11 protein-coding genes and 1 riboswitch are annotated in these 14,544 nt (G+C 64.2%); of the genes, 5 read left to right on the plus strand and 6 right to left on the minus strand.

Annotated features, from left to right (window positions below; translation table 11 throughout):
- Nucleotides 1-48 precede the first annotated feature (48 nt).
- The 4 genes from FFY45_RS05190 to FFY45_RS05205 form a co-directional block, all read right to left on the minus strand.
- Entirely contained in the window at nucleotides 49-1,086 is a 1,038-nt protein-coding gene (locus FFY45_RS05190) for a DUF4105 domain-containing protein (protein ID WP_176339618.1), read from the minus strand.
- A complete protein-coding gene (locus tag FFY45_RS05195; RefSeq protein WP_006450143.1) occupies nucleotides 1,083-1,655 on the minus strand; it encodes a TetR/AcrR family transcriptional regulator in 573 nt (190 codons plus the stop codon). Before FFY45_RS05195 ends, FFY45_RS05190 begins: the two co-directional genes overlap by 4 nt.
- 128 nt (nucleotides 1,656-1,783) lie before the next feature.
- Nucleotides 1,784-4,498: a phosphoenolpyruvate carboxylase gene (ppc, locus tag FFY45_RS05200; RefSeq protein ID WP_176339619.1), complete on the minus strand. Its 2,715-nt coding sequence runs from the start codon at nucleotides 4,496-4,498 to the stop codon at nucleotides 1,784-1,786.
- A gap of 401 nt (nucleotides 4,499-4,899) precedes the next feature.
- The gene (locus tag FFY45_RS05205; RefSeq protein WP_176339620.1) at nucleotides 4,900-7,425 is read right to left on the minus strand and encodes a S9 family peptidase; all 2,526 of its coding nucleotides are present in this window, start codon (nucleotides 7,423-7,425) and stop codon (nucleotides 4,900-4,902) included.
- Nucleotides 7,426-7,562: 137 nt separating this feature from the next.
- Nucleotides 7,563-7,676: riboswitch (S-adenosyl-L-homocysteine riboswitch) on the plus strand.
- A 31-nt stretch (nucleotides 7,677-7,707) separates the two neighbouring features.
- Here FFY45_RS05205 and ahcY point away from each other — a divergent pair.
- From ahcY to FFY45_RS05225, 4 genes are all read left to right on the plus strand, one after another.
- Nucleotides 7,708-9,150 carry an adenosylhomocysteinase gene (gene ahcY / locus FFY45_RS05210; RefSeq protein ID WP_168957065.1) on the plus strand — a complete coding sequence of 481 codons (1,443 nt, stop codon included), beginning with the start codon at nucleotides 7,708-7,710 and terminating at the stop codon, nucleotides 9,148-9,150.
- A 334-nt stretch (nucleotides 9,151-9,484) separates the two neighbouring features.
- Entirely contained in the window at nucleotides 9,485-9,733 is a 249-nt protein-coding gene (locus FFY45_RS05215; protein ID WP_176339621.1) for a twin-arginine translocase TatA/TatE family subunit, read from the plus strand.
- A gap of 13 nt (nucleotides 9,734-9,746) precedes the next feature.
- Entirely contained in the window at nucleotides 9,747-10,052 is a 306-nt protein-coding gene (locus tag FFY45_RS05220) for a hypothetical protein (protein WP_176339622.1), read from the plus strand.
- Between the two features lie 205 nt (nucleotides 10,053-10,257).
- Nucleotides 10,258-10,851 carry a porin family protein gene (locus tag FFY45_RS05225; protein ID WP_176339623.1) on the plus strand — a complete coding sequence of 198 codons (594 nt, stop codon included), beginning with the start codon at nucleotides 10,258-10,260 and terminating at the stop codon, nucleotides 10,849-10,851.
- 211 nt (nucleotides 10,852-11,062) lie between these two features.
- Here FFY45_RS05225 and FFY45_RS05230 read toward each other — a convergent pair whose 3' ends face one another.
- Entirely contained in the window at nucleotides 11,063-11,620 is a 558-nt protein-coding gene (locus tag FFY45_RS05230) for a DUF3228 family protein (protein WP_176339624.1), read from the minus strand.
- Nucleotides 11,621-11,678: 58 nt separating this feature from the next.
- Nucleotides 11,679-12,224: a DUF2058 domain-containing protein gene (locus tag FFY45_RS05235; protein WP_176339625.1), complete on the minus strand. Its 546-nt coding sequence runs from the start codon at nucleotides 12,222-12,224 to the stop codon at nucleotides 11,679-11,681.
- Between the two features lie 630 nt (nucleotides 12,225-12,854).
- Here FFY45_RS05235 and FFY45_RS22065 point away from each other — a divergent pair.
- On the plus strand, nucleotides 12,855-14,525 hold the full coding sequence (locus tag FFY45_RS22065) for a histidine phosphatase family protein (protein ID WP_255171857.1): 1,671 nt from the start codon (nucleotides 12,855-12,857) through the stop codon (nucleotides 14,523-14,525).
- The last annotated feature ends 19 nt before the right edge of the window (nucleotides 14,526-14,544 follow it).

Here is a 14,544-nt window from a genome sequence, read left to right on the forward strand (position 1 = left end):
GCACACCCGCCAACACTGCAGCGGTGCGGCGCCCACGCAGGCGCGGCGTCACCGGGGTGCGCTCGTGACGGCGGCTGGCGCCGGGGCCTGCGGCATGCCGACACGGATGCGCTCGGAGAAATCCGCCGCCGTATCGGCTGCGATCGCACGTGCGGTGAAATGCCCGCGCTGCTTCAAGGTGGCAAAAGCGTAGCCGGGCAGCAGGCCTTGATGATCGTAGGCGTATGCGTCCACGTAGCCGGACAGCAGCAGGCGATGATCCAGCGGCAGCGTCGGCTGCAATTGCCGCGCCAGCGCAAACACAATCGTGGTGCAGTTGCTGGTGAGCGTGTTGTAGAACGCCGGGGCGCGATTCAGGTCGTTGGCCATGCCCACATACCCCATGAACATGCGGCGCAGACCAGCCTTGGGAATCGCCAGCCGATATAGATACATGTCCTCGCCACGCACGTTGGTGCGCACGCGCAGAATGTCGCGCTCGTCGGCGGCCACCAGGGTTTCTTCGAAGCTGCGGAAAAACCCGCCCAATGCAGAAAACGACTCGCCGCGTTCCTTGCGGATTTCCAGCGAGAACACCACGTGCGAGCCGTCGTCGAAGCCGAACGACACCAGCGTGTGCGCGATGGCTGGGCCCATCCAGTACGAGAGCGCCAGATCTGCGCTGACCAGACGATCCAGATCGTAGCGCCGGGTTTCCCAACGCGGCTGGTAGTCGGTTTCGCTCTGCCAATCGAAATTGCGCACGTTGCGCAGCGTGACGATGTTGCCGTGCACTTCGGGCTGCAGCCGCTGGGCGACATCGTCGGCCCAGTCGCGGTCCTGGCTGGGCTGCATCATCCACCACGACACCGCCAGCACAGCAAACGCCGCACTGAAGATGCCCACCAACGCCCAGTTCTCGCGGCCACGGCGCAAACCCCACAACGCCGCCAGCGCCATCGCGCACCACGAGCCCACCCAGGCCGCGCGCACGAATGCATTGCCAGTGATCGCGAAGTAGATCGCAAGCCCACCCCATAGCGCGGCCAGCACCAGCGCCACGCGCAGCGCCCAGCGACCGAGGCGGGACCGCGTGGTCGGTGTCATCGGGTGCCGCCTTCCGGCACCTGCATGCCCAGCGCATGCATCAGCAGATCGGCCGAGCGATGGGCAAGCCGTTTGCGTTCGGATTCGTCATTGCCACGCAGGCAGCTGCCCAGCATGTCGATCACCAGCAGCAACTGCTCGTCGTCGACATCGGCGCGGCACAGGCCGGCGTCGCGGGCACGATGCACGAACGGCAGGAAGATGCGCACCACACGCCGATCGGCCGCTTCCACGGCCGGGTGCGCGCGTTCGATCGAACGCCAGAAATCCACCAGCGGTGCGGATTGGGCGATGTGCTCGGCCACGTCGTGCAGCAGCACGGCCAGCCCGTCCGGGCGCTCGCCCAGATCGGCGGCGAGACGTTCCAGCCCGTCCAGGCCGCGGGTCATCAACGCGGTCATCAACGCGAGCCGGTCGGGGAAATTGCGGTATAGCGTGGCGCGGCCAAGGCCGGCACGTTCGACCACCAGTTCCAGCGGGGCATTGACGCCGTGTTCGCTGAACACTTCGTCGGCGGCATCGAGTATCTGCCGGCGGCGCAGCGCGGCATCGGGGCGGGGAGTCGTCATGGCGGCATTATCGGACAGATTTGTCCGGTAACGCCAGAGTCCGCTTGACGAATCCGCACCCTCTCCGACCAACGGTCTAGGCAGTCCGATTCGACCGTCGGATCCAACGGTCGGGCCAGCAGACCGGATCAGCCGGTGTTCTGCACGCCTTGCGAGACGCCGTTGACGCAGGCGACCAGCGCGCGCAGCAGCTCGTCGTCTTCGCCATCGGTGGCGCGCCAGCGTTGCAGCAGATCCACCTGCAACACGCTGATCGGGTCGATGTAGGGGTTGCGCAGGCGGATCGACAAGGCCAGCCGCGGGTCGTGCTGCAGCAGCGATTGCTGCCCCGTCAACGCCTTCACCCAGCCCTTGGTCAGCGCCAGTTCGTCGCGAATGCCCGGGAAAAATCGCTCATGCAGGTCACCCGACAGCCGCGAAAACAGCTCGGCGATGTTGAGGTCGCCCTTGGACAGCACCATTGCCACGTCGTCCAGAAAGGTGCGGAAGAACGGCCAGTCCTGCGCCATCTCGCGCAAGGTCTCTTCATGTCCCGCATCCACTGCCGCCTGCAGGCCGCTACCCACGCCGTACCAGCCCGGGATCACCGCGCGCGCCTGGCTCCACGCGAACACCCACGGAATCGCGCGCAGATTGGACAAAGCCGCGTCCTGGCCGAGCCTGCGCGACGGGCGCGAGCCCAGGGTCATGCGTTCGATCACATCGATCGGCGTGGCGCGGCGGAAATACTGCATGAAATCCGGCGCGCCAACGAACGCGCGGTACGCGACAGTGCTTTGTTCTGCGACCAGATCCATCACCGGCCGCCAGCGATCCTCGCGCGGCTCGGGCGCACGCGGGCGCAGGCTGGAGAGCAGCACCGCACCGGTCATCTGTTCCAGCGAGCGCAATGCCAGCGCGCGAATGCCGTACTTGCGATGGATCACCTCGCCCTGTTCGGTGACGCGCAGCCGGCCATCGACACTACCGCGCGGTGCGGCATCCAGCGCGCGGCTGGTCTTGCCGCCGCCACGCGCAATCGAGCCGCCGCGGCCGTGGAAGAAGGTCAGCCGCACGCCCAGCTCGGCAGCGGCTTCAAGCAATTCCACCTGCGCGCGCTGCAGGCCCCAGCGCGAGGCAGTGATGCCGCCGTCCTTGCCACTGTCCGAATAACCGAGCATCACCATCTGGGTGTCGCCGCGCGCAGCCAGATGCTGGCGATAGACCGGGTCGGCAAGCAGATCCTGCACGGTGCCGGTGCCGCCGCGCAGATCGTCCACGGTTTCGAACAGCGGCACGATATCCAGCGGCACTGCACCAGCGTCGTCGACCAGGCCGCCGCGTCGCGCCAGCGCGAGCACGGTGAGTACGTCGGCGCGGTTGTGCGCCATCGAGATGATGTAGCTGCCCAACGCATCGGCGCCGTGACGGCTGCGCGCATCGGCGAGCGCGGCAAACACCGCATCCAGCCGTGCATTGCCTTCGTCGGCCACGCGCGGCAGCACCTGTTCGCCGGAGGCATACGGGCCGAGCAAGGCAGCGCGCTGCCTGGCGTCCTGGTCGTCCCAATCGGCCTGGCCCAACGCATCGGCCACCGCGCGCGCATGCACGCTCGATTCCTGGCGCACATCCAGACGCGCCAGATGAAAGCCGAACGTGCGCACGCGCCACAACAGCCGGCGCACCGCGAACCAACCGGCGTGCAGCCCCTTGTTGGCCTGCAGGCTGTCCAGGATCAATTGCAGATCGTGTTCCAGCTCGGACGGTGCGGTGTAGGCGCCCTCGGCATCGTCCAGCGTGGCCTGCAGACGCGCGCGCATCAGATCGTTGAGCAGCCGGTACGGCATGTCGCCATGGCGCGGGCGCGAGCGTGCGGCGTCCTCCGGCAGCAGTGCGCGGTAGCGCTCCAGTTGCTCGCTCAATTCCGCACTGACTGCCACCAGCGTGGTCGACTGGCTGAGCAGGCTGGCCAGTTGCCACAGCTCGTTTCGATAGCGATCCAGCACCGCGCGTCGCTGCGCATCCAGCGTGCCGGCGATGGTGGTGGCATCCACATTGGGATTGCCGTCCATGTCGCCGCCCACCCAGGTGCCGAAGCGCAGCAGGCGCGGCAGGGTCGGCACGCTGCCGTAGGTTTCTTCGATGGCGTGTTCGAGGGTCTCGTACATCACCGGCACCACGCGATACAGCACCTGGGTGAGATAGAACCCCACATGCTCGCGCTCGTCTTCCACGGTGGGACGCACCGGCGAGGAATCGGCGGTCTGCCAGGAGGCGGTCAGGGCCATGCGAAAGCGCGCCGCATCGGTGGCGCGCTCGTTGGGCGTGCGCATGCCATCCAGGTTGTCGACCAGGCTGGCGACCATCAGCTGTTCTTTTTCCAGCAGCGCGCGGCGCACCGCTTCGGTGGGGTGCGCGGTGAACACCGGCTCCACATCGATACGCGGCAACCACGCGCTGAGTTCGTCCAGCGTCACGCCCTGCGCCTTGAGCCTGCGCAGTGCATCGTGCAGGCCATCCGGCTGCGGGGTGTCGGTGCTGCTGCGCTGGTACTCGCGGCGGCGGCGGATGCGATGCACGCGCTCGGCGATGTTGACCACCTGGAAATAGGTGCTGAAGGCGCGCACCAACGATTCGGCTTCGCGCGGCTCGCGCCCGGTCAGTTGCTCGCTCAGCGTGGACGGCGGTGCATCGCCCTCGCGCCGCGCAATCGCCGTGGTGCGGACATGTTCGATCTCTTCGAGGAATTCCGCAGAGACCTGCTCGGCGAGCAGATCACCGACCAGTGCACCAAGCCGACGCACATCGTCGCGCAAGGCAAGATCGGGGGTAGCGAACACAAGACTGCTGCGGTACTCGTTCATCGGAAACGCACACCCTCTTCAAGCGCAAAGTCGTCGAAGACTAACCCAAAAGGATTAGATGGTTGCGACAAGCGCGACGGTTTCAACACCAACCATCGTGTGCCAGTGCCCCCTATCCGATGGCTCTCGTAGGAGCGCGCTGGCGCGCGATGGGGCTTTCCCGGTAATGCCCCATCGCGGGCAAGCCCACTCCTTCGCGGTGTGGCTGTCCTGGTCATGCCCCGTCGCGCCCAGGTGCGCTCCTACGGTGATCGCGGCAATCGTGTGGACGCCGCAGCGAATCTTCCCGGGACGCGCGGCGGCCGCATCCACCGTAGGAGCGCACCCGGGCGCGACGAAGCTTTATCGGTGATGCTTCATCGCGCGCGAGCGCGCTCCTACGGGTGCCAGCGCACGATCGATCAACGCGTGCGCGTAGCGCCGGTCTCCTTCACCGGCACCGGCTCGCCGAGATTGGTCTTCAACCATTGCTCGCTCTCGGCCAGCATCTGCAGGATCGACTGCCGCGCGCGATACGCATGCGATTCGTTGGGCAGCATCACCAGGCGCGCGTTGCCGCCCAGGCCCTTGATCGCAGCGAACATGCGCTCGCTCTGAATCGGGAAGGTACCGGTGTTGTTGTCGTCCTGGCCGTGGATCAGCAGCAACGGGTCTTTGATCTTGTCGGCGTAGTTGAACGGCGACATCGCCTGATACACCGATTGCGTCTGCCAGTAATTGCGTTCTTCGGCCTGAAAACCGAATGGCGTGAGCGTGCGGTTGTAGGCGCCGCTGCGCGCGATGCCGGCCTTGAACAGCCGCGTATGCGCGAGCAGATTGGCGGTCATGAAGGCGCCGTAGGAATGCCCGCCGATGGCGATGTGCTCACGGTCGGTGACCCCGCGTCGCACCACTTCGTCCACGGCGGCCTGCGCATCGGCGATCAACTGCGGCAGATAGGTGTCGTTGGGCTCGGCATCGCCTTCGCCGACGATCGGCATGGTCGGGTTGTTGAGCACCACGTAGCCGATCGCCAGAAACGCCTGCGGGCCCCAGTAGCTGATCGCGTTGAAGCGGTACGGCGAATCGGTGACCTGGCTGGCGGTGTCGGCACTCTTGAACTCACCCGGGTAGGCCCACATCAGCAGCGGCCGCGGGCCGTCGCGCTTGGGGTCGTAGTTCGGCGGCAGCAACAGCGTGGCGGTGAGGTCCACGCCATCGGCGCGCTTGTAGCGGATCTGCTCCTTCTGCACGCCGCGCAGCTGTGGCAACGGGTGCACGAAGTGCGTCAATGCGCGCGGTGCAGGGGCTGCATCGCCCAGCGCCTGCACGACATAGTTGGCCGGCTCCTCGGGCGACTCGCGGCTGAGCAGCAACTGCGTGCCTTGCGCATCCAGCAATGCCAGCGGCGCGGAATAGCTCGGTGCCTGCGAATGGAACAGGCGCGTGGCGCGTTTGCTCTGCAGATCGAAGCGGTCCACGAACGGGCGATCGCCTTCCGGCGAGGCGCCCTTGCCGAGCAGGAACAGACTGTTGCCATCGGTACCGGTCTGCAGCAGCGCGCGGCCCTTGCCATCGGCCACCGTCGCCGGCGTGCCGGGGTCGTTGTAGCGGTCCTGCGAGGAACGGTCCCACAGCAGTTCAGGCGCACGCTGCGGTTGATCCGGTGCGATCCGCCACTGTTTGGTGCGGCGGGTCTTCCACCAGCTCTCGCTGAGAATGGCTAGATCGCCACGGCCCCACTGGATGCCATCGAAGCGGCTACCCAATTGCGCCAGCGTCACCGGCGCGCGCGCGAACGGCGCGGCCTGCATCAGCACCGCATCGCGGATTTTGCTGACGCGTGCCGGGTCGCCGCCGTCCTGCGCCTCGGCCCAGACCAACGTGGCCGGTGCATCAACGCGCCAGGCGATGTCGCGCACGCCGGTGGGCACTGCGTCGTTGCCGGTCGGCAGGCCTTCCACCAGCGGCAGCTTGGCGATCTGCCGCACCAGCTTGCCCTGCAGGTCCAACACTTCGATGCGACGCGCGAAATTGTCCACCGGCACCACATACGAGAACGGCCGCTCGCTACGTTCGCTCAGGATGTAACGGCCATCCGGCGACACCGACAGGTTGAGATAGATGCCGGGCGCGGCGATCGGGCGCACCTGCCCGCTCACCGTGACGATGATCGGCTGGCCGGTGGCGTAGTACTCGAACACGCGCGCATCGGCCTCGTTGCGCAGCAGGTCCTGGTAGGTCGGCAGCGAGCGCACCCCGGCTGCGGCGCTGGTCTGCTGGGTCGCAGGACCGTCCGGCACCGCATCGCGCGTGGGCGGCGCGCCCTGCCCTGCCACTTGCTGCTGAACCAGCAGCCCGCTGCCATCGGGCAACCAGCCCAACTCGTCGTTGACGCTGGTGTTCAAGCCGGCCACCAGACGCCGCGCCTGCCCGGCCGCCACATCCACCAGCCACAGCTCGTTTGCACCGCTGGTCGCATCCTCTCGGCGGAACGCCAGGTAGCGTTGATCCGGCGACCAGCTCAACGTGGCCAGCGACAGTGGCGACGGCAACCCGGCGATCTGCCGCTCGCTGCCGTCGGCGACCGACAGCAGCCACAGCTTGCCGGCGAAGGCAAACCGGCTGCTGGCGAAGGTCTTGGGATGGATGCGCAGACCGGCCAGCTTGAGCTCGGGTTGGGCGACCTCGGCGATATCCGGCAGCGCCGGCATTTGCAGCATCGCAGCCAGATCACGTTTCGGCGAGATGTGCAGCAGTGGCGCGCGCGGGGCGTCCACCACCGCCTGCAGCGCTTTGGAGGGCAGTTGGTACCCGCTGGCCGCCGCAGTGGGTTGCGCAGCCGGCGTGCTGGCCGCCGATGCCAGCAGCGGCGCGCTCAGCGCCAACACGCCCGCCCACGCCCACGTGTACTGCCGCCAGCCCTGCGCATTCCGCTTTGCCTGCATTGTCCTTCCCCGGTCTCGATCGTCCCTGGACCATAGCAGCCGTTGGTCGGCGACTCCCCTGCCGTTGGTTGGGGGTCATGCCAATTGATGCCGGCCAATTCATGCCGGAGGGGGGTGCTGCCGATATAATCGACGCTCTCGTCGAGGGGCGCTGCGACCGGTATGGCGGACTGATCCGCCAACTGCACCAACTGTGCAGAAAATACGGCCAGGCTCGACAAGCATTCATCGTTCAACGGCGCCCCGAATTGCAGACATTGGTCTGCTTACCGGAGCTATTGCATGAACGCTGTCACGAAAATCGCCCCACATACTGACTACAAGGTCGCCGACCTCTCCCTGGCCGATTGGGGCCGCAAGGAGCTGGACATCGCCGAGCACGAGATGCCGGGCCTGATGTCGATCCGCCGCAAGCATGCGCAGAGCAAGCCGCTGAAGGACGTACGCATCACCGGCTCGCTGCACATGACCATCCAGACCGCCGTGCTGATCGAAACGCTCAAGGACATCGGCGCCAACGTGCGCTGGGCCTCGTGCAACATCTTCTCCACCCAGGATCACGCTGCTGCCGCGATCGCGGTCACCGGCACCCCCGTGTTCGCCTGGAAGGGCGAGACGCTGGAAGAGTATTGGGACTGCACCCTCGACGCGCTGACCTTCACCCTGCCCGACGGCACCCAGACCGGTCCGGAACTGGTGGTGGACGACGGCGGAGACGTCACCTTGCTGATCCACAAGGGCTATGAGCTCGAAAACGGTTCGACCTGGGTCGACGAGCCGGCGGCTTCGCACGAAGAAGGCGTGATCAAGGCGCTGCTCAAGCGCGTGGCCGTCGAGCGTCCGGGGTACTGGACCCGCGTGGTCAAGGACTGGAAGGGCGTCTCCGAAGAGACCACCACCGGCGTGCACCGCCTGTACCAGATCGCCGAAGCCGGCAAGCTGCTGATCCCGGCCATCAACGTCAACGACTCGGTCACAAAGAGCAAGTTCGACAACCTCTACGGCTGCCGCGAGTCGCTGGCCGATGGCCTCAAGCGCGCGATGGACGTGATGCTGGCCGGCAAGGTCGCCGTGGTCTGCGGTTACGGCGACGTCGGCAAGGGCAGTGCCGCATCGCTGCGCGCCTACGGCGCCCGCGTCATCGTCACCGAGATCGACCCGATCTGCGCATTGCAAGCGTCGATGGAAGGCTTTGAGGTCAACACCATCGAATCCACCCTGGGCCGCGGCGACATCTATGTCACCACCACCGGCAACAAGGACATCATCACCGTCGAGCACCTGCAGGCGATGAAGGATCAGGCCATCGTGTGCAACATCGGCCACTTCGACAACGAGATCCAGGTCGATGCGCTGAATGCACTCAAGGGCGTGGAGAAGATCAACATCAAGCCGCAGGTGGACAAGTACGTGTTCGCCAACGGCAACGCGATCTTCCTGCTGGCCGACGGTCGCCTGGTGAACCTGGGCTGCGCCACCGGCCACCCGAGCTTCGTGATGTCCAACTCGTTCGCCAACCAGACCCTGGCGCAGATCGACCTGTGGGAAAAGCGCGACAGCTACGAGAAGAAGGTCTACATCCTGCCCAAGCACCTGGACGAAGAAGTGGCCCGCCTGCACCTGGAAAAGATCGGCGTCAAGCTGACCACCCTGACCAAGGACCAGGCCGATTATCTCGGTGTGGACGTGGCTGGCCCGTACAAGCCGGATCATTACCGCTACTGATCACCTGGGCTGATGATTGCCCGGATGTCACAGGTTGAGCAGAACGGGCGCCGAAAGGCGCCCGTTTTCTTTGCAAAATGCTGAATATTCATGCGTGGAAGCGGACCCACATGGCGATCAACCTACGCTCGCAACATGCGGCGACATCAACGCGCATCGCAAGTGCAACGTTTTGAGCAATACACCATGGAAACTCAAGCACTCCCGCGATAGCTTTGCCGTGAGCGTGCCAGCTATTCCTGTATGCGATACTCGCTCAAGGCTTGCAAATTACCCGGCGTGGCGGCAAGACTGACCGACCACTACGTAACACCCATCGTCGAAAGGAAACAACATGGGCGGCTTTAGCATCTGGCACTGGATCATCGTTCTCTTCTTTTTTTTCAGCATCGCTGCTGTCATCAGCCTGATCGTCTGGGTTGCAAAGCGGGCGTCGCGCAAATCAACAATCGCGACGACAGGGTCAGCAGTACCAAAGACCGCTCAATCCAGACTATTGGAACTGGACACTCTGAGGTCGCAGCAGTTGATCACGGATGCGGAATACCACCAGCGCCGCACCCACATCCTGAGCGAAATCTGAGCAGCTGCAGCGCATGAACTATGTTTCCGCTGTGCTGGATCAACATGTTCATGTCATTTGCGAAGTTGCCATGCGCCAGAAACTACTGGCGCGCGGCACTTCGATACAAGACGGCATGAATCTGAGCTTCAAGACCCCTCAAGAACTTTCCGAAATCTTCAGCCTGCTGCAATCACTGCAGATTCCCTTTGCCGACGCACCTGCAGGTTGGCCGCCCACTGCCGTGTTCGCGCGGCTCAGAGATCAGGGACTGGTGCAAGGCGCGATCACTACCGTTGCATGGATCGCCCCCGACATGCCCGTGCTCGGCGTCGGCTAGCGCGCATCTACGCGAGGGTTACCGGCGGCTAGCCAGGCGAAATCAACGCAACGGTGCGCTTGAGAATCTCGGCTGCTGTGCACACACGCCTGCGGCTAACAACTTTCCAAACTCCGCTGATTAACGTCGCGCTGCAACGCTTGCTCCGATTCAGGGCCTGCGTTGGTGATTCCCTGCCGCACTCGTATTCTCAAGAGAACCTGTCATGAAAAAAAGCATGCTCACGTTGGCGCTCTCGGCGCTGGTCCTGACAGCCGCACCCGATGTCTTTGCACAGGGTGCATCCGGCGACGGATCAGGGTGGTTCGTCAACGGCGGCGTCGGCCGCACCTCGCTCAAGAGCGGGCCATACGATGGTAGCGATACCGGCTACAACGTCTCCGCCGGGTATCGCTGGAACGTGCTGTTTCCATGGCTATCGATTGGTCTGGAAGCTGGCTACAACGATCTTGGCAACATCCAGGCAAAAAATCTCTTCAACGGTGACGCGGTCGTCGAAGACGAGAGCCAGCTGCGTGGATGGACGGTAGGCGTGAATCAGCGCTTCGCACTCGGCGACAAGTGGTATGCCAGCATGCGCGGTGGGCTGTATGGCTGGAAGGGTCAAGGCCTGCGCAATGACACCGTGTCGGACCGCGCCGACCTGGACAAGCTCTCGTGGTATGCAGGCGCCGGCGTAGGCTACAACCTGAGCGAGCACTTCAGCATCGGCGCCAACTACGACCATTACAATGCCAAGAAATTCGAAGTGGACTTGAGCACCGACATGGCGTCGGTGAATGCCGAATATCGGTTCTGACAGTTACCAGAATGTCGAGCTGCGGCGAGTCCGAAAACAGCACACGCAGCTCGGCTCTGCAGTCGTAAGTGCAACCACATCTCACGCTCAGCGAAAGGATACGCGCGCGGCGGCGAAGCGGCACTGTGCAGCCGACAGGCCTGAGTTCAAGAGCAGTGCTCTTTTGTCTGCCGCGCGAAAATCGCACGATACGACACGAGCGATCTGCCTGCTACGGCCGCCAATTCGCATTGCGTTCCCAGAACGCAACGCTGCGCCGATACGCGTCACGATCAAGCGGTGTGCCGGAGCCGCCCTCTTCCACGCCCAGTGCGTTGCGCAACATCGTGATCGGCGCCATCGGGATTTCCTCCGGCTCGGTGGTATAGAGGCAACCGACTACGCCCCAGTCAGCGTCGATGGGCGAGCCTTCTTTCGCTAGCTGATCGCGGCTATACAAAATCGGCAAGAGATACGTGGCCACCGGCGGTTCGACACCTTCGAACCAACGCACCAGCACCGGCAATTCCTGCGTACTGCGCGCCTCGTAGCCGGAACGCAGCAAGTGACGATTGTCGCCGGTGATCGGCGCGGTAAGGCAGCGAGTCGAGGTCCAGTTACGGTGCACGTGCAACCGGCAGAACGGCGCATAGCCTTCGATCACGCGCACTGGCGTCTCGTCATTGAGCCGCTGGATGAACTGCTCGGGCGTGCAGTCCTGGATGGCGTTGCCGCGACCACCGCGCGGGAACAAACGGGTACGGGCGAACGGCGTTAGAACGATCGACATGGCAGTGTTGGAGGCGACAAAGACCGCCAGGGTAGCCTGCAGCCTTGCACGCGGCCACTCACCAGATCAGATCGTCCGGCACCTTGAACTGGCTGTAATAGTCATCGTCGCTGTCTGTCGCTGCCGGGGCGCTGCCGCGGCCATGGTCCAGCACCACGGTGTCCGCATCGCGACTGTAGACCTTGTCGGCGGCTGCGCGTGGAATCAGCTCGAAGCCGTCGCCGTGGCGTGCGATCACCAGCGCGCCACTGGCCAACTGGCTGCGCAGCGTGGGGTTGACCAGCACGCTGCGGATGACGCTGCCGTCGTTGAAACGGTAGTCGATCTCGCCCTCGCGCTTGACCTTGCTGGTCTCCACGATCTGCCGGACCTGGGCCAGCACCTCCTGCCGCCGAAGTTGCACCTTGCGCTCCTCGGCCAGCGCGCGATCGCGTTCGGCGCGCTCGGCCTGCAGACGCGCGGTGTCCACCTTGTCCACGTCTGTCGGCGCCACCGCTGCGCCCTTGGCGTGGCGCTGCTTGAGCTGCTCGCGTGCGACCTTATCCACCTGGGCCTTCTTGACCAGGCCAGCCTTGAGCAGTTGTTCTTGCAGTGGATTGCGCATGGGAATGGGTCGGCAGGTGGGTATGGGCATAGTTTAGCGGCCAGCGCGTGGTCCTGCTGCTCGGCGCGCTTACCGGGGTATCTGCTTCATCGGCCGGCCACGCCTGGACAGCACGCGTCATCCCCATCCCCTGCCCGCGCGCGGGGCACGTCTTTGGCGTCGTTGAGTTGCGAGGCAATCCAGGCGAATACGCCACACGCCACTGTTCTCATCGCACGACAAGGTGACTTGTAGCGCACCTGTGAACCTGCCAATACACCGCCTTGTTGAGATCGACACGGTGCCTCTGCCGCGTCATGGCCCGCGAATGACTTTTTATCTCCCGAATAATTTGCGCAGTTTTCCTATGTTTCCAGTAACGCTCGCACACGTGATGCGGCAACGCAGAGGGAGCGAAATATCGCAGCACCATCAACGCGCGCTCGCGTTCAACTCGCATTGATTGAAAAAAGAAATCTCGCGACTGCAACGAAGCCGCTTGTTCGCCGGACCTACGGGGGCAACTCGACGCATGCAGTGTGATCAGCACATCGCATGCGCCGCAGCTATCCCCCGATGAGGCGACGCCGCCTTGCTTCAGTGAGCGACGCCTCAGTCTCGATGAACTATGCAGCAGACCGGAGCAATGCGATGCCTCTCTATTTCGTGCGCCATGGTGAGTCGCTCGCCAACGAACAGAACTATTTTGCCGGTGCGCAGAACTCACCGCTCACGCCGCTCGGCCGCCGCCAGGCAAAGCAGGCAGCACGCTACGTGCGCCAACGCGCATTACGTTTCGACGAAGTGCATGTGTCCACATTGGAGCGTGCACAGGCCACAGCGGCCATCATTCTGGAGGGTGCGCAAGGCAACCCGCAGGTGCGCTCGAGCGCCGCGTTGGTGGAGCGCGATTTCGGCATTTTCGCCGGCAAGAACAAGACCTTGATCAAGAAGTCGATCGGTCACCGTCTCTACGACGCTTGCTTTCACGACGCTGATGGAGCGCCACCCGATGGCGAACACTGGATGGACATGTATGCGCGTTGCAAGCACTACTACGACACCGTGCTGGCCCCGCTGGATCGACAAGGCAAGCAGGTCCTGGTGGTGGCGCACAAGTACATCGTCGAAGTGTTCGCGCTGATTGCCTCTGGCCTGCCGCCTGCCGAGTACATCGACTTCCGCCTGCCCAATTCGCGCCCGCTGTCGTGGGACGAACTCAAGCAGATGACCGCGCGCAGCTCATCGCGCATGAATTATCTGGGCGAGCAGACCGAGATCCGCCTATTGCAATGGATGTTGCTCGCGGCAATCAGCGGCTTCGCACTGTCGTGCCTGGGCGTCAGTCTTCCCCATGTCGTCACCACCACCGCCGTCGTCGCGCTGCTGGCAGCGAATGCCTTCTTCCTGTCGGTGCGTATCGAACCGGGCGCTCTGCGCCTGACCCAAGGTCCGGAAAACATCGCGCTCAGCATCATCAGCGTGGCACGTGCGCTGTGTGCCATGTTCCTGCTCACACACTTCCAGAACGAATGGATCCATGTGATCGGCTTGCTGCTGATCGTGCCGCCCGCCTTGTCGGTACCGACCTTCTCGCTGGCGCGCGGTGGCGATTACTTTTTTGCGGCACGCTACACGCTGGTGCTGTCGATCCTGCTGCCGGTGCTGTTATTGGTGTTGTATGTGGACCACCGTGAAGTACTGGGCAACGCGCATGCGCTGGAGCGCTTCTTCGTGGTGCTGTTGCTTGCCTTGGCGTTGCCCTCCTTGCTCGCACAGGGCTGGCGGCGTGCGCGCCCGATCGCGGCCGGCAAGCTCGCAACCAACTGGGGCTGGGTTGGCTCATTGACGATGGTGCCGATGGCCTTGCTGGTCTCGCTGCGCGCCGACGGAGCGGCGCTGGCCGATGCATTGCTGCATGGCGGCTGGCCGGCATGGGCTGCATTGCTGCTGCCGTTTACGCTATTGATGGCATGCCGTGTGGGCAGCGCGTTGTATCTGCACGCGCACCAGGTGGTGACCGGCAAGCGCATCAGTGCGGCCATCGCCTCGGACATCCATCTGCTGCAGACCTCGCCCAATATCTTTTTGTGGCTGAGCCTGTTGCTGCCCGGCACGTTTGCGCACGCACCCACGCTGGTGGCCGGTACCTTGCTGGGCTTCTTTGCGTTTGCGCTGCTGGACGAGGCATGGGTGGTCAGGCGCTTCCGCGCGCAGATCGCACCTGCGATGCACAAGCTTGCGAGTCGTTCCACTTCAGCCAATGGCGTGACCACTACCGGCACGGTCGGGCAGGACGAGGCGGTGCTGGACAGTCGCTGAGACATGCCGGCAGCAGAAG

Source organism: Xanthomonas hortorum, assembly GCF_011305375.1.
GTDB lineage: Bacteria > Pseudomonadota > Gammaproteobacteria > Xanthomonadales > Xanthomonadaceae > Xanthomonas > Xanthomonas hortorum_E.

Excerpts from the sequence above, each read along its gene's own strand:
- FFY45_RS05190 (WP_176339618.1), bottom strand. The coding sequence starts at position 1,086 with ATGACACCGACCACGCGGTCCCGCCTCGGTCGCTGGGCGCTGCGCGTG.
- FFY45_RS05195 (WP_006450143.1), bottom strand. The coding sequence starts at position 1,655 with ATGACGACTCCCCGCCCCGATGCCGCGCTGCGCCGCCGGCAGATACTC.
- ppc (WP_176339619.1), bottom strand. The coding sequence starts at position 4,498 with ATGAACGAGTACCGCAGCAGTCTTGTGTTCGCTACCCCCGATCTTGCC.
- FFY45_RS05205 (WP_176339620.1), bottom strand. The coding sequence starts at position 7,425 with ATGCAGGCAAAGCGGAATGCGCAGGGCTGGCGGCAGTACACGTGGGCG.
- ahcY (WP_168957065.1), top strand. The coding sequence starts at position 7,708 with ATGAACGCTGTCACGAAAATCGCCCCACATACTGACTACAAGGTCGCC.
- FFY45_RS05215 (WP_176339621.1), top strand. The coding sequence starts at position 9,485 with ATGGGCGGCTTTAGCATCTGGCACTGGATCATCGTTCTCTTCTTTTTT.
- FFY45_RS05220 (WP_176339622.1), top strand. The coding sequence starts at position 9,747 with ATGAACTATGTTTCCGCTGTGCTGGATCAACATGTTCATGTCATTTGC.
- FFY45_RS05225 (WP_176339623.1), top strand. The coding sequence starts at position 10,258 with ATGAAAAAAAGCATGCTCACGTTGGCGCTCTCGGCGCTGGTCCTGACA.
- FFY45_RS05230 (WP_176339624.1), bottom strand. The coding sequence starts at position 11,620 with ATGTCGATCGTTCTAACGCCGTTCGCCCGTACCCGTTTGTTCCCGCGC.
- FFY45_RS05235 (WP_176339625.1), bottom strand. The coding sequence starts at position 12,224 with ATGCGCAATCCACTGCAAGAACAACTGCTCAAGGCTGGCCTGGTCAAG.
- FFY45_RS22065 (WP_255171857.1), top strand. The coding sequence starts at position 12,855 with ATGCCTCTCTATTTCGTGCGCCATGGTGAGTCGCTCGCCAACGAACAG.